Source organism: Aliirhizobium wenxiniae (assembly GCF_014201355.1).
GTDB lineage: Bacteria > Pseudomonadota > Alphaproteobacteria > Rhizobiales > Rhizobiaceae > Neorhizobium > Neorhizobium wenxiniae.
On record NZ_JACHEG010000001.1, the window covers coordinates 125,193 to 150,372 of the forward strand.

Annotated in this window: 23 protein-coding genes and 4 tRNA genes; 11 read left to right on the forward strand and 16 right to left on the reverse strand. The window is 58.7% G+C overall.

Features of this window, described 5'->3' with window-relative positions:
* Nucleotides 1-55: 55 nt before the first annotated feature.
* On the reverse strand, nt 56-1,555 hold the full coding sequence (gene sthA / locus HNQ72_RS00705) for a Si-specific NAD(P)(+) transhydrogenase (protein WP_183989128.1): 1,500 nt from the start codon (nt 1,553-1,555) through the stop codon (nt 56-58).
* Between the two features lie 200 nt (nt 1,556-1,755).
* Nucleotides 1,756-2,607, reverse strand: a complete 852-nt coding sequence (locus tag HNQ72_RS00710) for a helix-turn-helix transcriptional regulator (protein WP_183989129.1) — start codon at nt 2,605-2,607, stop codon at nt 1,756-1,758.
* A gap of 105 nt (nt 2,608-2,712) precedes the next feature.
* Here HNQ72_RS00710 and HNQ72_RS00715 point away from each other — a divergent pair, with 105 nt between their 5' ends.
* Nucleotides 2,713-3,609, forward strand: coding sequence for an SDR family oxidoreductase (locus HNQ72_RS00715; protein ID WP_183989130.1), 897 nt, complete (start codon nt 2,713-2,715; stop codon nt 3,607-3,609).
* Nucleotides 3,610-3,622: 13 nt separating this feature from the next.
* Here the strand turns inward: HNQ72_RS00715 and radC are convergent, their stop codons facing one another.
* The 4 genes from radC to HNQ72_RS00735 are packed head-to-tail and all read right to left on the reverse strand — an operon-like array spanning nt 3,623 to nt 7,960.
* Entirely contained in the window at nt 3,623-4,441 is an 819-nt protein-coding gene (gene radC / locus HNQ72_RS00720) for a RadC family protein (protein ID WP_183989131.1), read from the reverse strand.
* A 3-nt stretch (nt 4,442-4,444) separates the two neighbouring features.
* Nucleotides 4,445-5,284 (reverse strand): type I methionyl aminopeptidase, encoded by an 840-nt coding sequence (gene map / locus HNQ72_RS00725; protein ID WP_183989132.1) that lies wholly within the window; start codon nt 5,282-5,284, stop codon nt 4,445-4,447.
* A 47-nt stretch (nt 5,285-5,331) separates the two neighbouring features.
* On the reverse strand, nt 5,332-6,075 hold the full coding sequence (gene sfsA / locus HNQ72_RS00730; protein WP_183989133.1) for a DNA/RNA nuclease SfsA: 744 nt from the start codon (nt 6,073-6,075) through the stop codon (nt 5,332-5,334).
* Between the two features lie 10 nt (nt 6,076-6,085).
* Nucleotides 6,086-7,960 carry a PHA/PHB synthase family protein gene (locus tag HNQ72_RS00735; protein WP_183991185.1) on the reverse strand — a complete coding sequence of 625 codons (1,875 nt, stop codon included), beginning with the start codon at nt 7,958-7,960 and terminating at the stop codon, nt 6,086-6,088.
* Between the two features lie 102 nt (nt 7,961-8,062).
* Between HNQ72_RS00735 and HNQ72_RS00740 the strand changes: the two genes are divergently transcribed.
* The 5 genes from HNQ72_RS00740 to recJ all read left to right on the forward strand — a co-directional run bounded on the left by HNQ72_RS00740 (nt 8,063) and on the right by recJ (nt 13,518).
* The gene (locus HNQ72_RS00740; protein WP_183989134.1) at nt 8,063-8,494 is read left to right on the forward strand and encodes a hypothetical protein; all 432 of its coding nucleotides are present in this window, start codon (nt 8,063-8,065) and stop codon (nt 8,492-8,494) included.
* A gap of 109 nt (nt 8,495-8,603) precedes the next feature.
* Complete coding sequence (locus HNQ72_RS00745; RefSeq protein ID WP_183989135.1) at nt 8,604-9,824, forward strand: LL-diaminopimelate aminotransferase; 1,221 nt, start codon at nt 8,604-8,606, stop codon at nt 9,822-9,824.
* A 71-nt stretch (nt 9,825-9,895) separates the two neighbouring features.
* On the forward strand, nt 9,896-11,215 hold the full coding sequence (locus HNQ72_RS00750; RefSeq protein WP_183989136.1) for a homoserine dehydrogenase: 1,320 nt from the start codon (nt 9,896-9,898) through the stop codon (nt 11,213-11,215).
* 202 nt (nt 11,216-11,417) lie between these two features.
* Entirely contained in the window at nt 11,418-11,639 is a 222-nt protein-coding gene (locus tag HNQ72_RS00755; protein ID WP_183989137.1) for a hypothetical protein, read from the forward strand.
* 46 nt (nt 11,640-11,685) lie between these two features.
* Entirely contained in the window at nt 11,686-13,518 is a 1,833-nt protein-coding gene (gene recJ / locus HNQ72_RS00760) for a single-stranded-DNA-specific exonuclease RecJ (protein WP_183989138.1), read from the forward strand.
* Between the two features lie 25 nt (nt 13,519-13,543).
* Here the strand turns inward: recJ and HNQ72_RS00765 are convergent.
* The 5 genes from HNQ72_RS00765 to gloA form a co-directional block, all read right to left on the reverse strand.
* Nucleotides 13,544-13,618, reverse strand: a tRNA-Glu gene (locus tag HNQ72_RS00765).
* Between the two features lie 140 nt (nt 13,619-13,758).
* Nucleotides 13,759-13,833: transfer RNA gene (locus tag HNQ72_RS00770), tRNA-Glu, on the reverse strand.
* Between the two features lie 141 nt (nt 13,834-13,974).
* Nucleotides 13,975-14,049, reverse strand: a tRNA-Glu gene (locus HNQ72_RS00775).
* Nucleotides 14,050-14,166: 117 nt separating this feature from the next.
* Nucleotides 14,167-14,775 carry a hypothetical protein gene (locus HNQ72_RS00780; RefSeq protein WP_183989139.1) on the reverse strand — a complete coding sequence of 203 codons (609 nt, stop codon included), beginning with the start codon at nt 14,773-14,775 and terminating at the stop codon, nt 14,167-14,169.
* A gap of 126 nt (nt 14,776-14,901) precedes the next feature.
* On the reverse strand, nt 14,902-15,342 hold the full coding sequence (gloA, locus tag HNQ72_RS00785; protein WP_183989140.1) for a lactoylglutathione lyase: 441 nt from the start codon (nt 15,340-15,342) through the stop codon (nt 14,902-14,904).
* A 195-nt stretch (nt 15,343-15,537) separates the two neighbouring features.
* On the opposite strand from gloA, the gene HNQ72_RS00790 reads away from it, so the two are divergent.
* Complete coding sequence (locus HNQ72_RS00790; protein WP_148146447.1) at nt 15,538-16,116, forward strand: cold-shock protein; 579 nt, start codon at nt 15,538-15,540, stop codon at nt 16,114-16,116.
* Between the two features lie 35 nt (nt 16,117-16,151).
* Nucleotides 16,152-16,628 carry a DUF192 domain-containing protein gene (locus tag HNQ72_RS00795; protein WP_244654258.1) on the forward strand — a complete coding sequence of 159 codons (477 nt, stop codon included), beginning with the start codon at nt 16,152-16,154 and terminating at the stop codon, nt 16,626-16,628.
* Between the two features lie 147 nt (nt 16,629-16,775).
* Here HNQ72_RS00795 and HNQ72_RS00800 read toward each other — a convergent pair.
* Nucleotides 16,776-16,852: transfer RNA gene (locus HNQ72_RS00800), tRNA-Pro, on the reverse strand.
* A gap of 415 nt (nt 16,853-17,267) precedes the next feature.
* Between HNQ72_RS00800 and HNQ72_RS00805 the strand changes: the two genes are divergently transcribed.
* Nucleotides 17,268-18,020, forward strand: coding sequence for a pyridoxine 5'-phosphate synthase (locus HNQ72_RS00805; protein ID WP_183989142.1), 753 nt, complete (start codon nt 17,268-17,270; stop codon nt 18,018-18,020).
* Between the two features lie 158 nt (nt 18,021-18,178).
* Nucleotides 18,179-19,444: an NAD(P)/FAD-dependent oxidoreductase gene (locus HNQ72_RS00810; protein WP_183989143.1), complete on the forward strand. Its 1,266-nt coding sequence runs from the start codon at nt 18,179-18,181 to the stop codon at nt 19,442-19,444.
* Between the two features lie 30 nt (nt 19,445-19,474).
* On the opposite strand, the gene HNQ72_RS00815 is transcribed toward HNQ72_RS00810, so the two are convergent.
* Both HNQ72_RS00815 and HNQ72_RS00820 read right to left on the reverse strand, forming a co-directional pair.
* Nucleotides 19,475-20,503 carry a GlxA family transcriptional regulator gene (locus tag HNQ72_RS00815; RefSeq protein WP_148146450.1) on the reverse strand — a complete coding sequence of 343 codons (1,029 nt, stop codon included), beginning with the start codon at nt 20,501-20,503 and terminating at the stop codon, nt 19,475-19,477.
* A 285-nt stretch (nt 20,504-20,788) separates the two neighbouring features.
* On the reverse strand, nt 20,789-20,986 hold the full coding sequence (locus HNQ72_RS00820; RefSeq protein ID WP_183989144.1) for a hypothetical protein: 198 nt from the start codon (nt 20,984-20,986) through the stop codon (nt 20,789-20,791).
* 174 nt (nt 20,987-21,160) lie between these two features.
* Between HNQ72_RS00820 and HNQ72_RS00825 the strand changes: the two genes are divergently transcribed.
* On the forward strand, nt 21,161-22,099 hold the full coding sequence (locus tag HNQ72_RS00825; RefSeq protein WP_373289340.1) for a LysR family transcriptional regulator: 939 nt from the start codon (nt 21,161-21,163) through the stop codon (nt 22,097-22,099).
* A 33-nt stretch (nt 22,100-22,132) separates the two neighbouring features.
* Here HNQ72_RS00825 and HNQ72_RS00830 read toward each other — a convergent pair whose 3' ends face one another.
* Nucleotides 22,133-24,172: an ASKHA domain-containing protein gene (locus HNQ72_RS00830; RefSeq protein ID WP_183989145.1), complete on the reverse strand. Its 2,040-nt coding sequence runs from the start codon at nt 24,170-24,172 to the stop codon at nt 22,133-22,135.
* Nucleotides 24,173-24,182: 10 nt separating this feature from the next.
* On the reverse strand, nt 24,183-25,148 hold the full coding sequence (locus tag HNQ72_RS00835; protein WP_183989146.1) for a methyltetrahydrofolate cobalamin methyltransferase: 966 nt from the start codon (nt 25,146-25,148) through the stop codon (nt 24,183-24,185).
* Between the last annotated feature and the right edge of the window lie 32 nt (nt 25,149-25,180).

Sequence of the window (25,180 nt, forward strand, 5' to 3'; positions counted from 1 at the left end):
CGCAAAAAAAAGCCGCCCCGAAAGGAGCGGCTTTTCTGTAGGTTGCGAATGTCGATTACTTCGAAGATGCCTTCTTCTTTTCGACGGTAACATTCGCCTCAACCGTTGTCGGTGTAGCGGCATCCGTCAGTTGAACGGTTTCGGCAGGCGTGTCTCCCGTCCGCTTTTCGCCCATCCTGTTCCAGGCATCGAGGCCGGCAATCTTGTAGGCTTCTGCGAGCGTCGGATAGTTGAAAGTGTTCTCGACGAAATATTCGACAGTGCCCTTGAGGTTGAGCACTGCCTGACCGATGTGAACCAGTTCGGTCGCACCTTCGCCGACGATATGCACGCCAAGCAGGCGCCGCGTCTTCAGCGAGAAGATCAGCTTCAGCAGACCACTGTCGAGCCCCATGATGTGGCCGCGCGAAGTCTCGCGGAACCGGGCAACACCGCATTCATAGGGAATGCCGCGCTCCCGCATCTCTTCCTCTGTCAGGCCGCAGGTCGAAATCTCCGGCACGGCATAGATGCCGTAAGGGAAATATTTCTGCGGCTCCTTTGCCATCGCGCCGACAGCAACACGGGCCGCGATCCGTCCCTGTTCCATCGACGTGGAGGCAAGGCTCGGAAAACCGACAACGTCGCCGGCGGCATAGATGCCTGCAACGGCGGTCTCGAAGGTTTCCGGGTTGACGCGCAGACGACCTCGGCTGTCTGCTTCAAGTCCCGCGGCGGAAAGGTTCAGCGTATCCGTCGCACCGACTCGTCCGGCGGCGTAAAGCACCATGTCGGCAACGATCCTGCGGCCGGTATCAACCGTTACGGCAATCTTGCCGTCCGGAAGCTTTTCCACTTTCTCGGCTTTTTGCCCGAGCAGAAGCTTCATGTTGCGGTCACGCAGTTGATAGGTGAAGTCTTCGATGATTTCCTTGTCGATGAAATCGAGAAGCGTCGATTTCGGATCGATGACGGTAACCGCAGCGTCGAGCGCGGAAAAGATCGTCGCGTATTCGATGCCGATGACACCGGCGCCGATCACAACGATCGAGCGAGGCAGGTTGTGGATCTCCAGCAATTCGTCGCTGTCGAGAACAGTCTTGTTGTCGAACGGAATCGAGTCCGGGCGATAGGGGCGGGTACCGACCGCCAGAAGGATGCTTTTGCCCGTGACGTGAACTGTGTCGTCGTCATCCTTGACGATCTGCATCGTATCCTTCGAAACGAAGCTCGCCTTGCCACGAATATGCTGAACTCTGTTACGGGCAAACTGATGTTCCAGAACATCAACTTCGTGGTCGAGCGTGATCAGCAGGCGCCGGCGCAGGTCTTCCGCACTGATCTCCTGCTTGACCCTGTAGGAGCGGCCGTAAAAGCCGCGTTCGCGCCAGCCGGAAAGATTAAGTGCGGTCTCTCGCAGCGTTTTTGACGGGATTGTGCCGGTATGAACCGATACCCCGCCGACGCGTCGACCCTGCTCGACGACAAGCACTTTTTTGTCGAGCTTTGCCGCCTGGATGGCAGCACGCCGTCCCGCCGGGCCGCTGCCAACCACGATGAGGTCGTACTGGTGCATGAAATTCTCCGTTTAGAACTCGCTGGTCCCGCCAGCCAAAACAACCAGACCTGATCTACACGACTATTCTAAAATTCTGATTGCATGCGGCAATGTTTCGAAAATGACAAAAGACAATTGCGTGGGCAAGGTCCAAGCCTGTCTAAAGATACGATTATTGTGCGGTGCAGTGATGACGGTTTTCGAGTGTTTGCCGGTGGTTATCGGCCGTTTCGCGCGGTCTCGAGCAACTGCCTGACGCGCTTGGCATCTGCTTCGGTCATCGGTGTGAACACGACAAGGCCGAGATCTGGCCGGCCATCGACCGTGAAGGAGGAATATTCCATCATCAGGTCGCCGGCGATCTCGTGGCGGAAATGTTTTGTTCCGGCACCATAGTTCTGAATGTCGTAATCCTGCCAGATCGCGCTGAACTCGGGGCTTGCCTGGCTGAGATCCTCGACCATCGCCTGCAGAGCTTGTGCAGGTGCCGCCTTGATCGCTTCGGCACGGAAAGACGCAACCGCCGAGCGAGCATCCCGTTCCCAGTTGACCATATGTCCGCGAACCCGCTCGTTGCAGAAAATCAGCTTCAGAATGTTGCGATCTTCCGGCGGCAGGAGAGCGTAGTCGGTCATGACAACGCTTGCCGCCGCGTTCCAGCCGACGACATCCCAAAGCGCGGTGCGCAGCACCGCCGAGCTGAATGTCATCGCATCCAGAACCCGCTGCAATTGCGCCGATATGGGCTCGAACGGCTGGTGACGAATTTCCGGCGGTCGGTGTTGTGCCAGCAGGAAAAGGTGTTCGCGTTCGGCGCTGGTGAGCGCCAGCGCCCTGGCGAGCCGGTCCAATACATCGCTCGACGGCGAGCCGCCGCGTCCCTGTTCCAGCCACGTATACCATGTGGCGCTGACATTGGCGCGCTGGGCAACTTCTTCGCGCCTAAGACCGGGCGTACGGCGCCGTCTTGTCTCGATACCAAATTCCGCTGGATCTAGCTTTGCCCGGCGATCCTTCAGGTAGCTTCCAAGCGGATTGTCATCCCGTGCTTTGTCGATCGCCTCTGCCATTGTCGTCAGCCTGTTAGTCCCGATACCGGTATAAGATCACGGCTTTTACTGCCCGTATCCGGATCATATCCGACATTCGTCAACATGCGAGCATGAGGTTTTCATATGCGTGTCTTCGTTACGGGTGCAACGGGTTTTGTCGGTACCGCGGTCGTACGCGAGCTTGTTTCAGCCGGCCATCAGGTCCTCGGCCTGTCTCGCTCCGAATCCGGCAGCGCCTCGCTGCAGGCTGCCGGAGCCCAGGTTCACCGTGGGTCTCTGGATGATCTCGCCAGCCTTCAGGCCGGCGCGGCTGCCGCAGATGCGGTGATCCATACCGGTTTCAATCACGACTTTTCGAGATTCAAGGAGAACTGCGAGGCGGATCGACGGATCATCGCAGCCTTTGGTGATGAGTTGGCCGGATCCGATCGTCCCTTATTGGTGACATCCGGCACGGGCCTGCTTCAGCTAGGTCGTCCAGCCACGGAAGATGATCTGCCGAATGTCGGCTCATCCGTCATCCCGCGTGTCGCCACCGAAGAGGCCGTTGCGGCAATTGTCGAGCGCGGGGTGAAAGCCTCCCTGATCCGCCTGCCGCCTTCGGTCCATGGAGCCGGTGATCACGGTTTTGTGCCGATGTTGATTGCCAGGGCGCGCGAGACAGGCGTTTCCGGCTATGTCGGCAATGGCGAAAACCGCTGGCCGGCAGTGCATCGGCTCGATGCCGCGACGGTCTACCGTCTGGCGCTGGAGCGGGGAGCGCTCGAGCCGCGTTATCATGCGGTTGCGGAAGAAGGTGTTCCGTTCAGGCAGATTGCCGAGCTGATCGGCCGTCGTCTGGATGTGCCGGTCGTCTCCAAGTCCCATGAGGAAGCCGCGGCGCATTTCGACTGGTTCGCCCATTTCGCCGGCATGGACAGCCCGGCATCGAGCGCGAAAACGAAAGAACGGCTGAAATGGAAACCGAACCAGCCTGGTCTGCTGGAAGATCTCGATCAGGACGCCTATTTCGCCGGATGAAACGGGCGAGGGCTCAGATCAGCCTCAATCCCTTGAGGCTGGCATGACCGTCCTTGCCGATGATGATGTGGTCGTGGACGGTAATGCCGAGCGGCTTTGCCGTATCCACGATCGTTTTCGTCATGTCGATATCGGCGCGTGACGGGGTAGGGTCCCCGCTTGGATGATTGTGAACGAGAATGATGGCGGTGGCGGAAAGCTCCAATGCCCGCCGCACCACCTCGCGCGGATAGACAGGCGTGTGATCGACCGTTCCCTTGCCCTGGATTTCATCGGCGATCAGCGCATTGCGCTTGTCGAGAAAAAGAATGCGGAACTGCTCGCGGGCTTCGTAGGCCATCACCGCATGGCAATAATCGATCACCGATGACCACGACGAGAGAACCTGCTTTTCCCGAAGCTCGCTTCGCAAAATCCGCTGGCCGACCGTCGCGACCAGTTTCAGGTCGAGCGCCACGCTCTCGCCGATCCCCTTGACCTCCTGCAGCAGGCTCGCCGGAGCGCCGAACACGCCTGCAAGCGAGCCGAAGCGGGCGAGCAGCGCTTTCGCCAGCGGCTTGGTATCCCGGCGTGGGATCGAACGAAACAGCAGGAGTTCTAGGATTTCGTAGTCGGCCAGCGATGTATCGCCATGGTCGCGGTATTTGTCGCGCAACCGCTCGCGGTGTCCGAGATAATGTTCGTCGGCTCCGGGCAACTGATCCGCCTTGAGCGGCGCCCGTTTTGCTACATGTTCGGCAAAATAACCGCGCTCGTCGGCGAACAGGTCGTCGCGGCCCGTCTCCTCGGTCGGTTCATGCGAATCTTGCGAGGAGGCGGGGCGCTTGTTCATGGATCAGCCTTCGAGCGGCGGAAGGCCGGGGCGGTCGAAACCACCGGGCGAAAGAGTGAAGATCTCGCAGCCCGTGGCAGTAACGCCGACCGTATGTTCATATTGTGCCGAAAGCGACCGGTCGCGGGTGACCGCCGTCCAGCCGTCGGCAAGAACCTTCACATGCGGTTTGCCGAGATTGATCATCGGCTCGATCGTGAAGATCATGCCTTCCTTCAGTTCCGGCCCTTCGTCGGATCGGCCGTAATGCAGGATGTTCGGCGAATCGTGGAACAGTTGCCCGACGCCATGGCCGCAGAAATCGCGCACGACGGAGCAGCGCTCCGCTTCCGCGTAGGTCTGGATCGCTTCGCCGATCGCACCGGTTCGCACGCCGGGCTTGACCACGGCAATGCCGCGCATCAGGCATTCATACGTCACTTCCAGAAGACGCTCGGCAGCGCGCTTGATCTGCCCGACGGGGTACATACGGCTGGAATCGCCGTGCCATCCGTCGAGAATATAGGTGACGTCGATATTGACGATATCGCCTTCACGCAGCGGCTTGTCGTCCGGCATGCCGTGGCAGACGACATGATTGATCGATGTGCAGACCGAATATTTGTAACCGCGATAGTTCAGCGTCGCGGGAAGCGCGCCGTGATCCATGCCGAATTCGAAGACGAACCGGTCGATCGCGCTGGTGGTGATGCCCGGCTTGATGATCGAAGCGAGTTCGTCGAGGCAACGCGCGGTCAGAAGACACGCCTTGCGCATGCCGGCAAAGTCGTCGGTCGTGTTGTAAAGACGGATTGCACCCGTATTCTTTGGGGGGGCGGAAACCGCCTCGATATAATTGACCATCATATTTCTCTCAATCGTTCCCCCGTTCATAATGCAGCACGCCCGCCTTAGTCCATGGCGAACAATAACTCCGACCGCATTCCTCCCGGCAGGGGCTTCATTTCGATCAGATCCAGCGGTTCTATTCCTTCGGGAGAAACCGCGCATTTGAGCGCGTATGCCTCGACACCACGGTTCTGTGCCCGGGCGAATGCCGCGGCATAAAACGGATCAAGATCGGAGCAGATCGAGAAGCTTTGGCAATCCGATCGCTGGATCAGATAAATCATCACTGCGCGGTGACCCGCATCCGTCATGTCTCCGAGTTCTTCCAGATGTTTGGCGCCGCGCTTGGTCACCGTATCGGGAAACTCGGCCAATCCAGCTTGCCTGCTGAAATGGACGTTCTTCACCTCAACATAAGCATCCGGCAGGCCGTCGCCCTTCAGCAGGAAATCGATCCTCGAGTTGCGGCCGTATTTCTGCTCTCTCAAGATTGTCGTGTAACCGGAAAGGCTGGGGATCAGGCCGGCGCGGATCGCTTCCTCCGTCAGCCGGTTCGGCATGCCGGTATTGACGCCGACCACTTCGCCCTCAGCCTCTATCATCTCGAAGACATGCCGGTATTTGCGCGTCGGGCTGTCGTGCTCGGAAAGCCAGATCCGCGATCCGGGTGTCGTCAGTCCGCGCATCGAGCCTGTATTGGGGCAGGAGCCTGTGATCGGCGTGCCGTCCTCCAGGATGGCGTCGAACAGAAAGCGCTTGTAGCGCTGCACCAGCGTGGCGGGAATAAGAGGAGGATGAAAACGCATGAAAGATCCGTCAGGCGCGCGCCAGAACATAGGTGCCGGGTGCGTCACCAAGTGGTGACAGAGCGTGGTCGCCAGGGATTCTGGCTGGTACACGGGTGGTTTCCTGCGCTTCCACCCATGCCTGCCAGTGCGGCCACCAGGAGCCGGCGGTTTCCGTCGCATCTTCCAGCCAACCGTCCAGCGTCTCGGCCGCTGCGCCTTTGGCCCAATAACGATATTTCGTCCGGCTCGGCGGGTTGACGACGCCGGCAATATGCCCGGAGCCGGAGAGAACGAATTCGACCGGCCCGCCGAACAGGCCGTTGCCGCGAAAGACCGAGCGGGCAGGGGCGATGTGATCCTCGCGGGTGGCGAGATTGTAGATCGGGATAGTTATGTCACGGAGATCGATCGCGCCGCCGCCGAGCTTCATCTGGCCGGCAGAGAGCGCGTTGTCGAGATAGCAGTTGCGCAGGTAGTAGGAGTGGTTGGCGGCCGCGACCCGCGTCGAATCGGAGTTCCAGTATAGCAGGTCGAAGGGCATCGGTTCCTTGCCCTTGAGGTAGTTGTTGACGACATAGGGCCAGATCAGCTCCGACGAACGGAGAAGGTTGAAGGCGGCCGCCATCTGCGACGCCGCCAGATAACCGCTTGCCTTCATCTGCGCTTCGATGACGGCAAGCTGTTCCTCATCGACGAACACCTTCAACTCTCCGGCCTCGGCAAAATCCACCTGAGCGGTGAGAAGCGTTGCGGAAGCGATCCGCGTATCCTTTTTCTGCGCATGCCAGGCAAGCGCTGCGGAAAGCAACGTCCCGCCTACGCAATAACCGATCGCGTTGACCTGCTTCTCTCCTGTCGCCTTCTCAGCCGTATCGAGCGCAAAGTCGATGCCTTCGCGAATGTACGATTCCCAGTCTTTTGCCGCATGGTCACGGTTCGGGTTGACCCAGGAGATGACGAACACCGTATGCCCCTGATCGACGCACCACTTGATGAAGCTTTTCTCAGGCGTCAGGTCGAGTATGTAGAACTTGTTGATCCAGGGCGGCACGATCACCAGCGGCCGTCTGAACACCGTCTCGGTCGAAGGCGCATATTGGATGATCTCGCAAAGCTCGTTGCGGGCGATCACCTTTCCCTGTGTGATCGCGAGGTTGTTGCCGACGGAAAACCGGGTGGCATCCGTCTGGCGCAGTCGCAAATGCCCGCCACCGGCGATCACGTCTTCGGTCAGCATCCGCATGCCGGTGACGAGGTTCATGCCCTGGCTTTCCACCGTCGCGCGCCACACTTCCGGATTGGTCATCGCGAAATTGCTGGGTGAAAACGCGGCGGTGAACTGCCTTACATAGAATCGGGCCTTGTACTTGGTGATCTCGTCCAGTCCATCTGCCTCGCTCACCAGCCTTTCGGCCCAGGAGGAGCTTGCCTGGTAGACCTGCCGCAGGAAAGAGAAGAATGGGTTGCGATACCAGTCCTCGTCGGCAAAGCGCCGGTCCTTGTTTGCCGCCATCTCTGCTTCGGCGCTGTTTTCTTGCCGCCCGCTCGCCTGTTGAATGCTGCGCATCCAGATCTCGAAGTAGGTCGACAGAAGCAGTGTCTGCGCCTCGAGCATGCGTTTCTGGTCGGAAGTCCAGTATTCTGTGAGCGCCGACATGGTCTTGATGAAATCGCCGATCGGTCCGGCGAAAAGATCGTCCGATGTCTCGCCGCGTTCACGCGGACCGAGCCATTCGGAGGCGGCGCGCCCCAGATTCTCGAATGCCCGCGCAGCATTCATCATCAGGGACTGAGGGTCCTTGATCGCATAGGCTTCGAAGAAACGCGTATCGAAGCCCGGAAATTCCTGTCCGGAATGCCCGTGATCGTCGGACTTTTGCGCCAATCGCAGCCTCCCGTGCATGACCGTTGTTTTCATTTGTACATCGCGCCCGAAACCGAATACAAGTGCCGGAAAGGACGACGACGGCGGATCACCGCCCGCGTCAGGGTCGGACAGGGTCCGATGACGGCATTGACGGAGATGGGGCAGGCCATGGGAATTCTAAAGCGCGGGATCGGATGTTTGTCTGTCGCGGCACCTCTGGCTCTATTGCCGCTGCTGGCCTCCTGCAACAGCCAGAGCTTTGCGCTTGACGACGGTATACCCAACACCGCACCGCCGGCCGTGATTTCCCAGTCGAAGACCGAACGTGCACCGGGTCCGCTGGTCAAGAAGGATACCGGAACCTATCCGACCTTCGATCGCACACTTCTTGCCGCCAATGAGCAGATCGAGGACGAGGATTACAACAAGTCCGAGCCCCGCATGGCAGCGCTCGCACGCGCCCGTCGCAGCGGCTCGATCAGCGAGGCCGAGTATAAAAGGCGTGTCGCCGAATACAGGAAACTGGCGGCCGATCACGGCACCGACGCGCTGAACGATATCTCTAAGTAACGCGTCGCCTGTCTTAGCACTTGCCTTTCGTCCTGTTTGGCCGCAAAGCAATCGGATGCGACACATTGATGTCGCTCAATTGCTGCTTCGTGCGCCAATGGGAAGAGAGATGGAAGAGTTTCATAAAGTCCGCAGACTGCCGCCTTACGTTTTCGAACAGGTCAACCGTTTGAAGGCCAGCGCGCGAGCGGGTGGCGCGGACATTATCGATCTCGGCATGGGCAATCCGGACCTCCCGACGCCTAAGGCGATCGTCGACAAGCTGTGCGAAGTGGTTCAGGACCCGCGCACCCACCGTTATTCGTCCTCCAAGGGCATTCCGGGCCTTCGTCGTGCGCAGGCCGCCTATTATGCCCGCCGATTCGGTGTGAAGCTCAACCCAGATACCCAGGTTGTCGCGACCCTCGGGTCGAAGGAAGGCTTTGCCAACATGGCGCAGGCGATCACCGCGCCCGGCGATGTCATTCTTTGCCCTAACCCGACCTATCCGATTCACGCCTTCGGCTTCCTGATGGCAGGCGGTGTGATCCGCTCCATGTCGGTAGAGCCGGACGACAGCTTCTTCCCGCCGCTTGAGCGTGCGGTAAAGCACTCGATCCCCAAGCCGCTGGCGCTGATCATCAATTATCCGTCCAATCCGACGGCCTATGTGGCGAGCCTCGATTTCTACAAGGATGTCATCGCTTTCGCCAAGAAACACGACATCATCGTGTTGTCCGACCTTGCCTATTCCGAGATCTATTTCGACGACAACAACCCGCCGCCGTCGGTTCTTCAGGTTCCGGGCGCGATGGATGTCTGCGTCGAGTTCACCTCGATGTCGAAAACCTTCTCCATGCCGGGCTGGCGCATGGGCTTTGCCGTCGGCAACGAGCGCCTGATCGCAGCGCTGACGCGAGTGAAATCCTATCTGGATTACGGCGCGTTCACACCGATCCAGGTTGCCGCGACCCACGCGCTGAACGGCGATGGTTCCGATATTGCGGAAGTCCGCAATGTCTACAAGCGTCGCCGCGACGTGATGGTCGACAGCTTCGGCAAGGCCGGTTTCGAAGTGCCGCCGCCGGCTGCCACCATGTTCGCCTGGGCAAAGATCCCGGAAAAGTTCCGTCACCTCGGCTCGCTTGAATTTTCCAAGCTTCTCGTCGAAAAGGCTGATGTCGCGGTCGCTCCGGGCATCGGTTTCGGCGAAATGGGCGACGATTACGTGCGCCTCGCACTTGTCGAGAACGAGCACCGGATCCGCCAGGCGGCCCGTAATATCAAGAAGTTTTTCTCGACCGTCGACGAGACGATGCACAACGTCATTTCGTTGAATACGCATCGCTAAGTCGGTCATCGACCGTCATAATCCTCAAGCGGCCCGTTCGTGGCCGCTTTTTCAAACATCGGGAATGCGAAATGGCAGACGCCCTCAAAGTCGGCATCGCGGGTCTTGGAACCGTGGGTGCTTCGCTGGTCAAGATCATCCAGACACGTGCCAATGAACTGGCCGTGACATGCGGACGAGCGATCGAGATCACTGCCATTACCGCCCGCGACCGCAACCGTGACCGTGGCTTCGACATGTCCGGCATGGCGTGGTTCGAAACACCGGAAAAGCTTGCAGCCGAAGCCGATATCGATGTCTTCGTCGAGCTGATGGGTGGCGCCACGGGTGCCGCGGCCGATTCCGTCCGGATTGCACTGGAGCGCGGCCTGCACGTGGTGACCGCTAACAAGGCGCTTCTGGCGGCTTCTGGCGTCGAGCTTGCGACGATCGCCGAGGAGAAGGGCGCTCTCCTGAACTTCGAAGCCGCCGTTGCCGGTGGCATCCCGGTCATCAAGGCGCTGCGTGAGAGCCTGACGGGAAACACCGTCTCGCGCGTCTATGGCATCATGAACGGCACCTGCAACTACATCCTTACCAAGATGGAGAAGGAAGGTCTGTCCTTTGCGGAATGCCTGAAGGAAGCCCAGCGTCTCGGTTATGCCGAAGCCGATCCCGCCTTCGATATCGAGGGTAATGACACGGCCCACAAGCTGGCGATCCTCACGACTCTTGCATTCGGCACAAAGATCGCAGCCGACGAGATCTATCTCGAAGGCATCACCAATATCTCGATCGACGACATTCTGGCCGCTGCCGATCTCGGTTACCGCATCAAGCTGCTCGGCGTTGCCCAGCGCACCGAAAGCGGTATCGAGCAGCGCGTTCACCCGACCATGGTGCCGCATGACAGCGTGATCGCACAGGTCGACGGCGTCACCAATGCCGTGGCGATTGAATCCGATATCCTGGGCGAACTTCTGATGGTCGGCCCCGGCGCCGGCGGCAATGCGACTGCCTCGGCCGTGCTCGGCGACATTGCCGACATTGCCAAGAGCCAGCCCGGCGCGCAGCGCGTGCCTGTTCTGGGCACTCCGGCAGTCGCACTCGCTCCCTACCAGAAGGCCCGGATGCGCAGCCATGAAGGCGGGTACTTCATCCGCCTGACGGTTGCCGACCGCACCGGCGTTTTTGCAAGCGTCGCGGCCCGCATGGCGGAGAACAATATTTCGCTGGAATCGATCGTCCAGCGGCCGAAGCCTGCGCAGACAGACACCTCCAAGACGATCATCCTCGTCACCCACGCCACCACCGAAGCATCGATCCGCAAGGCAGTCGAGGGGATCAAGCAGGAGACCTATCTCGTCGGCGAGCCGCAGGTGATCCGCATCGAGCGACCCCGCGCTTCCTGAAAAATCTCGGGCCGGCTGCGTAACAACGGCCGAGAACAACAAGCCAAAGAGTAGCGTGTAAACCTGACAGGGTGCGATGCGCTTTGGCTCTATTTTAGTATTTTGTGAAAATATTCCCGAATGACAGTTTGATGACTGGTCGCAGGGAGAAAATCACCGTACACTCTCCTCATTCACCATCGCAGGAGGAGGCGTTTGCGTGATGTCTATTGATATGAGTGACGGCCTTTATGGCCGACCCAAGCGTCAGAGCGGGCACGGCAGTGTGCCGTATCTGAAGCTTGTTTATTCGTTCAACGAGGATCTGGTTGGCGAAGACGATGGCGAACCTGAAAGGGCGGGCTCATTTGTTGTCGCTATCCTCGCTGTCGCATCGGCGTCTATGTTCGCTGCAGTGTGGTTGTTGATTCACAACTGGCTCTGACGCGAAAGCATTTCCGCTTCTGCACGTCGTCGGCTATGGATAGCCGATGACGACAAAGACATTTACCGCTTTAACGCCCCAGGAACCCGCGGATCCCGTCCAGAGGGCATTTCTAGGTGTTGAGCGGTCTGCATCCGGGCAGCGCTGGATGTCCAGGCTCGATCAGGCAGCACAGAACCGTGCGCTGGCAATCGCCCAAATCCATGGAATTCCCGAGATCATCGCCCGTGTTCTTGCCGGCCGTGGCGTGGCTTTGGATGACGCTCCGGCATTTCTGGATCCGACCATCCGCTCGCTAATGCCCGATCCATTGACGCTGACGGATTGCGACAAGGCTTCGGCGCGAATTCTCGAAGCGATCCGGCGGCGCGAACGTGTCGCCATCTTCGGCGACTATGACGTCGACGGAGCCTCGTCTTCGGCGCTGCTTTATCGCTTCCTGAAACATTTCGACATCGATGCCGAAATCTATATTCCTGACCGCATATTCGAAGGCTACGGCCCGAATGCTGCCGCCATGGAACAGTTGATCGCACGCGGTGCGAGCCTGATTGTCACCGTCGACTGTGGTTCGACCAGCCACGAATCGCTTGCCGCCGCCGCGGCGAAGGGATGTGACGTCGTGGTGATCGATCATCACCAGGTAGGAACCGAACTGCCGAAAGCGGTCGCGCTCGTCAATCCCAATCGCGAAGACGATTTGTCGGGGCAGGGACATCTATGTGCCGCCGGCGTAGTGTTTCTGGTTCTTGTAGCCACCGCGCGTCTTCTGCGTGAAGCCGGAGACCGACGAGCGGCAAATCTCGATCTTCTTGCATGGATCGATCTCGTGGCGCTCGCGACAGTGTGTGATGTTGTGCCGCTCAAGGGGTTGAACCGAGCTTACGTGGTCAAGGGGCTGATTGCGGCCCGCCATATGACAAATCTCGGCCTCGCGGCACTTTTCAGGAAGGCCGGCCTATCGGGACCGGTTACGCCTTATCATTTCGGTTTTCTCATAGGTCCGCGCATCAATGCCGGCGGACGCATCAGCGATGCAGCGCTCGGCAGCCGCCTCCTGACCTTGGAAGACAGCGTGCAGGCAGAGGAAATCGCAGCCCGCCTCGACGAACTCAACCGGGATCGCCAAGCGATGGAAGCGGCGATGCTCGCCGAAGCGGAAGCCGAAGTGCTGGCCGAATATGGAGACGGCGAGGGCGCCAATGTTCTGGTCACTGCACATGAAGGCTGGCATCCCGGCATCGTCGGTTTGCTTGCAGCTAGGCTGAAGGAGAAATTCAAGCGCCCGGCTTTCGCGATCGCCTTCGATTCGCAAGGGAAAGGCACCGGCTCCGGCCGCTCTATCAATGGTTTCGACATGGGCCATATGGTGCGCGCGGCCGTGGAAGACGGCCTGCTGGTGAAAGGTGGCGGTCATGCCATGGCAGCTGGCCTCACTGTTGAGCGCAGCAAGTTGGGAGCGCTGAGGGCATTTTTTGAGGAGAGCGCCGCCTCGCGCGTGCCGTCTCTTGTCTCGAGCCACTCATTGAAGATCGACGGCGCTCTGTCGGCATCAGGTGCGACCCTCGACCTTTTCGACCAGCTGGAAAAAGCCGGGCCCTATGGGTCGGGTCATCCGCAGCCGATCTTCGCCATTCCCTCCCATCGCCTGAGGGATGTCCGTCCGGTGGGCACCGCTCATATCAAGATCACGCTGGAAGCAATGGACGGCTCACGCCTGGATGGGATCGCTTTCCGTGCCGCAGAGACACCTCTGGGCGACCTCCTGATGAAATCCCGCGGCCTGCAGATCCATGCCGCTGGAAGCCTTAGCGCGGACTATTGGCAGGGCAGTCGACGGATACAGTTGCGCCTGCTGGATGCAGTGCTGGCAAAATGATTTTCCGATTTTTGGGGTAAGAAAGTGGCACGCCCTAGGGGAGTCGAACCCCTCTTTTCAGAATGAAAATCTGACGTCCTAACCGATAGACGAAGGGCGCGTGCGGTGAGCGCTCTCATAGGGGGGAAGAGCGAATATCGCAAGCGAAAAATGCGTGTCTTCGCCATCTTGTGCAGAAAAACAAAAATATCCACAAAGCCGAATAGGCTCGCTTGAACAATGACTTGGCGGAGGGGGGAGTGGCACGCCCTAGGGGAGTCGAACCCCTCTTTTCAGAATGAAAATCTGACGTCCTAACCGATAGACGAAGGGCGCGTGCTGTGGCGCCCTTATAGGGGCGTCGATTGAAGACCGCAAGCGCAAAAATGCACTTTTCAAAGGTCAAATTAAGAAAAATTCCAAACTGCCATCAGATGGTAATTGGGTAATTCTAACAATGACTTGGCGGAGGGGGAGTGGCACGCCCTAGGGGAGTCGAACCCCTCTTTTCAGAATGAAAATCTGACGTCCTAACCGATAGACGAAGGGCGCGTGCTGTGGTGCCTTATAGAGAGGGGATTTATTTCCCGCAAGCTGCAAAACGATCTTTTTTGCAAAAAAATGACAAGCGGTAGAAACTTGTGTGAAACAAGAGAAGCGCTCGTGAAATCAGCAGCTTATCATGTTTCCATTGGCGTCGTTGCCACAAGCGACGGGCGTACCGGTGCTGAATACGCTGCGCGTCATTGCGTTCACGCCGCCAGCCGGCATGGCTCTTGCTGCAGGATAGGGGGAATCGAGCGCAGTCGAGCCGGTCGTCGTTGTCGCCGCCATTTCCGGGCCAGCCGCCTGGGCGTGCCCGGAAAAGATGCTTGTATTGCCGGCACGCACGCCGGTCGGTTCGGTTACCGCGCCTGCGATCGATGCCTGGAGGGGCGAATAGGTCTGTGTCAGCGCGTTGTGGGTGGGCGTGCCGCCGGCAATTGCCCGCATGCCCATAACCTGCGTTCCCTTCTGAGGGATCTTGCGGCCATGTGCGGTTGTCACCATCGGATCGACATAAGCGCTTTGGGAGCCTGTTGTCGCGGTTCCGCCCCTTGCGAGCATGTCGACCGCCGCCGCTGCGGTATCCGCCTGGCTCGCATCATCTGCCTCGGCCACTTTTTTTGTCGTGGCGCAACTGCCGAGCAGGGTGATCAGAATTCCGGTCAGCGCAATCTGCCTGATGACGGTGCCTGTGGCGGAACGGGAAAAATGGGCGGGAAATATGGTCGTCAACGCTCTGGCCTTCCGGCTGGTGAGAAAGATTGAAGCCGCGAATCGCGTATCTTCAATCATCACCTTTAAGCTTGCGTGGACCCTGAGTGGTTGACGGCGACACGAATGCGCCGCCGTCAAAAGTCATTACCAGCTGCCGATATTCGGCATCGAAGCCCATGGCTCAGCAACCGGAAGATTGCCGCCTTTCTGGAGGATTTCGAATGAGATGCCATCCGGAGAACGCACAAAGGCCATGCGACCTTCGCGCGGTGGCCGGTTGATGGTCACGCCGTTCTTCTGCAGATGCTCGCAATATTCATAGATATTGTCGACTTCGTAGGCGAGATGGCCGAAATTTCGGCCGCCCGTATAGTCCTCGGTGTCCCAGTTATAGGTGAGTTCCAGGCAGGGTGCCTGATTGGCTGTCGCCTGATCGATATCGTCGCCTGCCGCGAGGAAAACGAGGGTGAACCGGCCCTTTTCGTTTTCGATTCGGCGGACTTCTTTCAGGCCGAGCAAAGTTGTATAAAAATGAAGGGAGGCATCCAGGTCTTTGACCCGGACCATAGTGTGGAGATATCGCATTTGGATCCCTCGATTTAAGCGTTTTCGCCACCTTCGATATGGAACAGCCGCCAGCCTGGAGCAAGCCACCGCGAATAGAAAGGACGTGAATAAGAAGAACACGAGACTTGCGCTGGACGGTTGGCGCAATGTTAATCTATCCTCTAAGAATCAGTTAACCGTCATGTGTGGCGCGTAACCGAGGGGCCGACAGGTATGGCAGACAGAATGTCATCGAAGGGCATTGCCAGTTTCGAAGAATTTGCGGGTGAACCGGTTGATCTGATCGAGATTACCGGCGTCGTGAAATGGTTCGACGTGGCCAAGGGCTTCGGCTTCATCGTGCCGGACAACGGCATGCAGGACGTGTTGCTGCACGTGACCTGCCTGCGCCGCGACGGATATCAGACCATTCTCGAAGGCACACGCATCGTGGCGATGATCCAGCGACGCGATCGCGGTTATCAGGCCTTCCGCATCCTTTCCATGGACCAGTCGACGGCAGTTCATCCATCACAGATGCCGCCGGTGCGCACTCATGTGCAGGTGACGGCGACGAGCGGTCTGGAGCGTGCACTGGTCAAGTGGTTCAACCGCACCAAAGGGTTCGGCTTCCTGACCCGCGGCGAGGGCACCGAGGATATATTTGTTCACATGGAAACATTGCGCCGCTTCGGCCTGACAGAATTGAGGCCGGGGCAGGTCGTTCTGGTGCGCTTCGGGCCTGGCGACAAGGGGTTGATGGCAGCCGAAATCCATCCTGATAATGTCGTGCCCACAAACCGGTCACATTGATGTTTGCAACAGTTCGGTCAGAAACCAAGAATATCATGAAAGGCGCCTTGATGGCGCTTTTCTTCGTTTTTGTTGCCGCCGGCGCGTCATCGCAGACGGCGCAGGCGCAACAGGATATCGTTTTTCCACGATCCGAGCTGTCCATTCGCACCGCCGGCGGCAAGACTTATCCTTTCACGATCGAACTTGCGCTCAACGACGCGCAACGCGAACACGGCCTGATGTTCCGCAAGCAGATGGACACCAATCACGGTATGCTCTTCGATTTCGGAGCGGAACGTCAGGTGTCCATGTGGATGGAGAATACGGTTCTGGCGCTCGATATGGTCTTCATCCGGACTGACGGGTCGATCGCCCATATCCGTGAAAACGCGGTGCCTTTCTCTCGCGATATAATCGATTCGCGTGGCCCGGTGAAATACGTGCTGGAACTCAATGCCGGCCGCACCAGAGCCCTTGGCATCAAGGTCGGCGACAAGGTAATCGGCAAGCCTTTGCACAATGGCGGCTGATTGCTGAGTTCGCGGAAACCACTTTAAAAAACCATCCCGACCATAGCTTAAAGACAGTCAACACAACAAGTTGCTGCTGTTTCGCAACAAAACGCGTTGAGATAAGCGCGTAAGCGCTTCAGAACAGATGATTTTTTGGGAAATAAATGGTCGGAGTGGAGAGATTCGAACTCCCGACCCTCTGGTCCCAAACCAGATGCGCTACCAGACTGCGCTACACTCCGTGCCAAGGTGAAGGCGAGATACACGGTTCCTGGGCAGGCCGCAACTGCAAAAATAGACATTCTACAAGACAGGGTACTTCAATCTGCGGATAGGAGGATATTTTCGGCTTATGAGCGCAAATCTCCTGCCCGATAACGAAGGATTACCCGGCTGTTCTGATACGGTCTGTTTTGTTTGCGGAAAGAAAGAAGTGACAGAATTCGCCGCGCCAGTCCCGGTCCGCCGCCTCGGTCCGGTGGGTGGTGGGTGAATTCTGTTAGATAAGGCTAATATAAAATCCGATCAAATCCAACCCTGCCGTGCACCAAAATCTCTTCGATGAAAATTCTTGATGACAATCATGGTCTTCGGTTGGTGGTTTTTGCGCGGCCGGTCATCTAAGAAGAATTGTCCTCCCATCAACGGATACCCGCCATGACTACATTGCTTTCCGTGAACCTGAATGCCGTTGCCATGCTGCGCAATCGTCGTGATCTTCCGTGGCCGAGCGTCGAAAATCTGGGGCGAATCGCACTTCAGGCGGGCGCTTCCGGCCTGACAGTTCATCCCCGGCCTGATCAGCGGCATATCCGCTTCTCGGACCTTCCGACGATCCGGGCGTTGATCGATGATGGGTTCCCTCATGCGGAATTCAATATCGAGGGATATCCGAGCGAGGATTTTCTCGCCCTCTGTGAAAACATCGAACCTGAGCAGGTTACGCTTGTGCCTGATGATCCGTCTCAGGCAACGTCCGATCACGGGTTTGATTTTCGCCGTGATGGCGAGATGCTGAAGCCGATTGTCGCGCGGCTGAAAAAGGGCGGCATACGGGTCTCGCTGTTTGCCGATGGTGATGGCGATACCGAGGCCGTCGAACTGGCAAAGGCCACGGGGGCCGATCGTATCGAGCTTTATACCGGTCCATATGGCGGCTGCTTCGACGATCCGCAGAAGGGCGCGGACATTCTTGTCGATCTGGGTAAGACCGCGGATGCCGCAATCGCTCTTGGTCTCGGCGTCAATGCCGGCCACGATCTGACGGTTGCCAACCTTCCGGCGCTGGTCAAACGTATCCCGAAACTGGCGGAAGTCTCGATCGGCCACGGCTTGACGGCCGATGCCTTGGAATTCGGCATGGCGGAAACTGTCCGCCGCTTCCGCCGCGCCTGCGGCCAGGCGGTCTGAGGTCTGCATCCTATCGGATCACTTTGAATTGGATCGGTGATATGCGCTCAGCGCATTTGTTCTTGAGGATTGTCAACCTAAGTCACTGTTAGCGCGGCTCCGCCTGTCGTGGTCGGGGCCTGCGTTCGTTGAAGCTGCCAGAAGAAAGGGCGCTTACAGTGACCAAGCATAGGATTGTCGTCGTCGGTGGTGGTTTTGGAGGAATCCAGACCGTTCATGGGCTTAAAGGCAGCTCGGCCGATATAACCCTGATCGACCGGCGCAATCACCATCTGTTCCAACCGCTTCTCTACCAGGTCGCGACGACATTGCTCGCAACCTCGGAAATCGCCTGGCCGATTCGCAGGCTTTACCGCGATCGGAAGGATGTGACCACCATTCTGGATGAGGTTGTCGGCGTCGATACGGAGGCCAAGCTCGTTCGCCTCCAATCCGGCCGCGCTATCCCTTATGACACGCTCGTTCTGGCAACGGGCGCACGCCATGCCTATTTCGGTCGCGACGAATGGGAAAAGCTCGCGCCCGGCTTGAAGACGCTGGAAGATGCAACGACGCTGCGTCGCCGTATCCTGCTTGCCTTCGAACGGGCTGAACTTTCGGAGAAGACGGCCGACCGCGATGCGCTATTGAACTTCGCCATCATCGGCGCCGGCCCGACGGGCGTCGAGATGGCCGGCACGATTGCCGAACTTGCTCAGAAAGTTCTGCCTCCGGAGTTTCGCAATATCGATACGACGGCCACGAAGGTGATGCTGATAGAGGCCGGCCCGCGGGTTCTTGCCGCCTTTTCCGAGGATCTGTCGGCCTATGCAAAATCAGCGCTGGAAAAGCTTGGCGTCGAAGTCAGAACCGGGAAGCCTGTAACTGAGATTACCGAGGAGGGCATCACGGTCGGCGAAACCTTCGTGCCTTGCCGAACGGTCATCTGGGCGGCTGGCGTGCAGGCATCTCCCGCCGCACAGTGGATTCAGGCCGAGGCCGACCGGGCAGGGCGTACCATTGTAGGTCCCGATCTTTCCGCGGTACACGATCCGAACATCTTCGTCATTGGCGACACAGCCTCGGTCAAACAGGACGATGGAAAGCCTGTTCCCGGTATCGCGCCGGCTGCCAAGCAGCAAGGTTCCTATGTTGCCAAGGTCATCAACGCACGGCTGGCGAATAAGCCGGCTCCAGCTCCTTTCAAGTATTTCCACCAGGGCAATCTTGCCACGATCGGAAAACGCGCCGCTGTCATCGATTTCGGCAGGATTAAGCTGAAGGGCGGTCTTGCCTGGTGGATATGGGGGCTCGCCCATATCTACTTCCTGATCGGCACGCGATCACGGCTCGCCGTCGCCTGGAGCTGGTTGTGGATCTATCTTTCGGGCCAGCACAGCGCCCGCCTGATAACCCAGAAGGAGACGCTGAAGGACGAGGCGTGACGGGCCAATAGGCGGCCCGCCATCTCCGGGTCAGACGACGACGCCGGTGCGCGCCGTGTTGAGCGTCAGCTTGCGCTCGGCGCGCTCCTGCTGCGGCGAGCGGTTATAAACCTCGCGATAGCATTTGGAAAAATGCGAGGCGGAAACGAAGCCGCAGGCGACGGCCACTTCGACCACCGGCATGGAGGACTGAACCAGCAGGTGACGGGCGCGGTCCAGTCTGATTTCGAGATAATAGCGTGCCGGCGAACGGCCCATTTCCTGGCGGAACAGCCGTTCGATCTGCCGACGGGATAGGCCAGCATCATCGGCGATCTCTATGAGCGACAAAGGCTCCGCAAGATTGTTTTCCATCAGTTCGATGATCGAAAGAACCTTGGAATTCTGCACCCCGAGACGCGCGCGAAGCGGCAGGCGCTGCCGGTCATGCGGGTTGCGCACACGGTCGGTCAATTGCTGTTCGCAGACCCTGTTGACGAGGTTATCGCCAAAATCCTGGCCGATCAGGTTGAGCATCATGTCGAGCGATGCCGTGCCGCCGGCGCAGGTATAGAGATTGCCGTCGACCTCATAGAGATCGGCATAGACCTCTGCCTGCGGAAAGGCTTCGGAAAAACCGGGCAGGTTTTCCCAGTGGATCGCACAGCGTTTGCCGTTGAGCAGACCCGCCTGGGCCAGGACATGCGCTCCGGTGCACAGGCTGCCGACGGCGATTCCACGATTATAGGTTTCGCGCAGCCACGCATTGACGGACTTGTTGTTGAATTCCTCGACATAAATACCTGAGCAGACGAGAACCATGTTTGGCCGGTTTTCGCCGCTAAGATGACGTCTTTCGTCTGCCAGCGACGAATTGACTTCTATACCTATCCCGCTCGACGAATATACCTTTTCGCCATCGGCGGAACAGAGCCGCCAGCTATAAGCCGAATAACCAAGCATGCGGTTGGCAATCCGCAGCGTTTCGATCGCCGCCGAAAACGGCAGCATGGTGAAGTGCGGAACGAGAAAGAAGACGATCGTGCGTTTCTTTACCTGTGGCTTGCTGGTCAGATCCATTGTCGTAGTTCCCCTTGCCGCCGCTTGATGCGGTCTTGCATTGCTTCAAAAGCGACACTCGCATGGATGCTATTCTTGAGCAGAGCTTTTGACGACAGGGAAATGGCATTTTTGCGACATCCAGGCGTCGCACTGGTGACAGGTTGCTGGCTTTTCCTGCATTTTATCAAATTGCCGGAATGCGACATGGTCCGCAGCGTCTGGCTGGCGGACCATGCTAGGGTACAGATCTCTGTATCGCCGGAACTATCCAGCCTGTGTAACGGGTCGCCCCCGTGATGCACATCACTTGCCGATCGTGGTCGGCCAGCCAATGTCCTTTCGGATTTCCTGCGGAAGCCCTTCCAGCATGCGTTCCGTCTTGCGGCGGTTCCAGGCTGCAACCACACGATCGAACAGGGACATGATCTGCTGCGGGCGGGAGGTCTGAGGCTTTGATGAGGCGCCTAACCGGCGCTGGTCGAGATAAGTGATAGTGGTCATTTCGTTTGCTCCTTGGATTCCATTCAGATTTTCGGCGCTTCCTTCTGGGAGGGAAAAGGCCAATCCATCAATCGATCGGATGGCTGTCGCACGTCTTATGAAATTCTGTTTTGTAACGATGCCTGCTTCCGATGTTTTGAAGTATCCGTCCTGTTTGACTTTCAATCAAACGAAATGATATGGTGCTTAAGTTCAGAAAATTTGATGGGTGCACCGATGACCGTACCGTTCAGAACGCCGCTGCCATTGCTTGATAATGATGTCCTGCGCACTTTCGTCGCCATTGCCGAGACCGGCAATTTTTCGACGGCTGCCGATGTCGTACTGCGAACGCCCTCGGCAGTCTCGATGCAGATCAAAAAGCTGGAAGAGCAGTTGAAGTCGACGCTTTTTCTGCGTGATGCCCGTTCGGTGACGCTCACCCAGAATGGCGAAGTGCTTTTATCTTATGCTCGGCGCATGCTGGCATTGTCCAATGAGGCCGTGTCGCGCTTTGTCATGCCGGAACTGTCGGGCGTGGTGCGCCTCGGCGCGCCGGATGATATATCCGAAAGGCTGCTGCCGAAGATCCTCAAGGATTTCGGCGAGCATTTTCCCGGCATCATGGTCGACGTAACTGTCGATCAGAGCACGCTGTTGCGCAAGCGTATGGAGGAACAGCGGCTTGATCTGGCACTGATCAACTGCGCCACCCGCCCGTTTCCGACCGGCGGCGAAATCATCCATACCGAAAAACTCGTCTGGGCCGGCGCAAAATGCGGCAATGCCTATCTGCGCGATCCGATTCCTATCTCTGTTTGGGAAGAAGGCTGCGTCTGGCGCAATGATGCGATCGCCCAGCTGGACAAACAGAAACGGCCTTACCGGATCGCCTATGCCAGCGCCCACACGATGGCGCAGCGTGCTGCAGTTGTTTCCGACCTTGCGATCGCGCCTTTCCCACTGTCCTACATTACCGAGGACATGCAGATCCTTGGTCCCAAGGAAGGCATGCCGGATCTCATCACGTTCGATATCCGCCTTCTGACCGCTCCGAATCTCTCCATTCCGGCCAAGGCGGTTGCGGAGAGCATCAAGGATGCCTTCAGTTCGCTGGATGCCGTCGCGGCCTGAGTTGCATCATTTCAAGATAATATCTGGCGCCGCTCACGTATCACGCGAGCGGCGCCTTCTGCGTCCGCCATCGGCACCTGCATCAGCCAACATCTTTCGTTCCGGCAGGGTAACGACCATCCCGAGGTTGGGAAACGCATCGACTTTGTTCGGCAGCGCCATCGCCGCCACGAAATGCTCCTGGAATTTCGGCTCCAGCGCAGTCTCGATCTTCTCGATCTTTCTGACCGTTTCCTCGATCTCGCGGCGATAATCGCGATTGAGCAGGCACATGCGCGCGCCGGTTCCCGCCGCATTGCCGACGGCCTTCACCTTATCGAGATCGCAGTCGGGGATCAGGCCCAGCACCATCGCGTATTTGGGGTCGATGAACGTGCCGAAGGCGCCTGCAAGTCCGATCCGGTCGAGATGGCTGACGCCCTGCTTGTCCATCAAAAGTTTTACGCCGGCATAAAGTGCCGCCTTGGCAAGCTGGATCGCCCGCACGTCGTTCTGCGTCACGGTGATCCTCGGCGTCCCATCATGTAGCAGATAGGAGAAGGTGCGGCCATTTTCGAGAATGCGCGAGCTGCGGGCGGCCATCGCGCCGTCGACGACGCCATCCTCAGAAATGATCCCCGAAAGATACATTTCGGCGATAACTTCGATGATGGCGGAACCGCAAATGCCGGTGACACCGATTTGCGCTGCCGCTTCGCCGAAACCCGGCTCGTCAGACCATGGCTCGACGCCGATCACGCGGAACCGTGGTTCGAGAGTGACTGCATCGATCCGCACCCGCTCGATCGCACCCGGTGCCGCGCGCTGGCCAGACGAAATCTCGGCGCCCTCGAAAGCAGGCCCGGTCGGAGACGAGGCAGCCACGACACGCGCCCGGTTGCCGAGCACGATTTCCGCATTGGTACCGATGTCGACCAGCAGCATCATCTCGTCCTGCCTGTGCGGTCCCTCGGAAAGGGTCGCCGCGGCAGCATCGGCACCCACATGTCCGGCAATACAGGGCAGGAGATAGGTCCGCGTGCCGGCGTTCATCGGCAGGCCGATTTCCGAAGACTTGACCTCCACGGCCCCTGAAACCGCCAGCGCGAACGGTGCTCCGCCCAGTTCCGTCGGATCGATGCCGAGAAACAGGTGGTGCATGATCGGATTTCCGACAAAGACACTGTCGAGAATGTCTTCACGCGAAATATCGCCCTCGGCGCATACCTTGTCGATCAAGCCGTTCAGAGCCTCGCGCACGGCATCGGTCATCGCTCCGCGTCCGTCCGGGTTCATCATCACATAGGAGACGCGGCTCATCAGGTCTTCGCCGAAGCGGATCTGCGGGTTGGACGTGCCTGCGGATGCCACCGTGCGGCCGGAGAGAAGCGACGAAAGATGCATGGCGATCGTCGTCGAGCCGATATCACAGGCGATCCCGTAAGCCTCGTTCTTCAGCCCCGGATAAAGGGCGATCAGGCGAGGGCGCTCGTCCTCGCGATCCTTGTGGATCGCCGCCGTCACCTTCCACTCGCCCTTGCGCAGGATCTGCTGCACCTGCGGGGTGATATGGAAATCCACTTCGACATCGTCGAAATGCCAGTCGGTCGCGAGCGCCACTTTCAGCCGGTCGAGATCACCGAGTGGCTTTTCCATGTCGGGCTCCTCGACCTCGACATAACACATGCGCACAGCCGGATTGCGGTCGAACACCCGCTCGTCGGCCGCCTTGCGCACCACTTGCGCGTTGATGACCGTATCCTGCGGCACATCGATGACTAGGTCGCCGAGGATCTGCGCCGAACAGGAAAGCCTGCGCCCTTCGGGCAGTCCGCGCACCCGGTCGTATCGTTCTTCCTTCGGTCCCGCCTCGGAGAGATGATCCACCGAAGAGACGATCCCATGCTTGGCGAAATTGCCTTCCTGCACGGAGATCTGGCAACGCCCGCATGTCGCCCGCCCGCCGCAGACGCTTTCCACATAAACCCCGAGCTGGCGCGCGGCATCGAGCACCTGCGTGCCGGCCACAAATCGGCCGCGCTTGCCGGATGGCATGAACAGAACAAGGGGATCTCTACGGGATGCGTCAGCCATTCTCGTTCGCTTACTCCGCCCTCGCTCCCGCTCCAGCCCGTGCGGCCCGTCCACCACGCCGTCCGCCACCAGCCGATGGGGCAGGGACCGCGGCTGCGGTCGCACCTCCCTCGGCAGGTTTGTAGTCGCGATAGGTCATGATCCAGTTGCCGCAGTTCTGGTCGGTGCCATTAAGCACATTTGCAGCGCGAACAGCCTCCATTTCCTGCGGCCGGCAGGGGTTCATGATCGCTGATGTCATGCCGGCACCGATGACCATCGGAATGAAACCTGCATTGATGCCGTGGCGATGCGGCAGGCCGAAGGAAATATTAGAAAGCCCGCAGGTCGTGTTGACCTTCAACTCTTCGCGCAGCCGGCGCAACAGTGCAAACACCTGCAGTCCCGCCGACCCGAGTGCGCCGATTGGCATTACCAGCGGATCGACAACGATGTCATGCGGCTTGATGCCATAATCGGCAGCGCGCTCGACGATCCTCTTGGCCACGGCAAAACGCACGTCGGGATCCATCGAAATGCCGGTCTCGTCATTCGAGATCGCCACGACCGGCACGTCGTATTTCTTGCAAAGCGGCAGGATCGCCTCGAGCTTTTCTTCCTCGCCGGTGACAGAATTGATCAGCGGCCGCCCCTTGGCGACCTTCAGCGCTGCCTCGATCGCTGCCGTAACCGAACTGTCGATCGACAGCGGCACGTCGACCAGTCCCTGGACGATTTCCAGCGTCTGCACCAGAAGGCCGGGTTCGGTCTCGTTCGGATTGACCGAGGTGACACCGGCATTGACGTCGAGCATCGTTGCCCCTGCTGCCACCTGTTCCAAGGCGTCCTTGATGACGGTGTCGAAATTGCCCTCGATCATCTCGGCGGCCAGCTTCTTACGCCCGGTCGGGTTTATCCGCTCTCCGATGACGCAGAAAGGCTGGTCGAAGCCGATCACGACTTCCCGGGTTGCGGATGCGACGATGGTACGTGTCATTGCGATCTCCGGCTAAAGGGGAGGTGATGGAG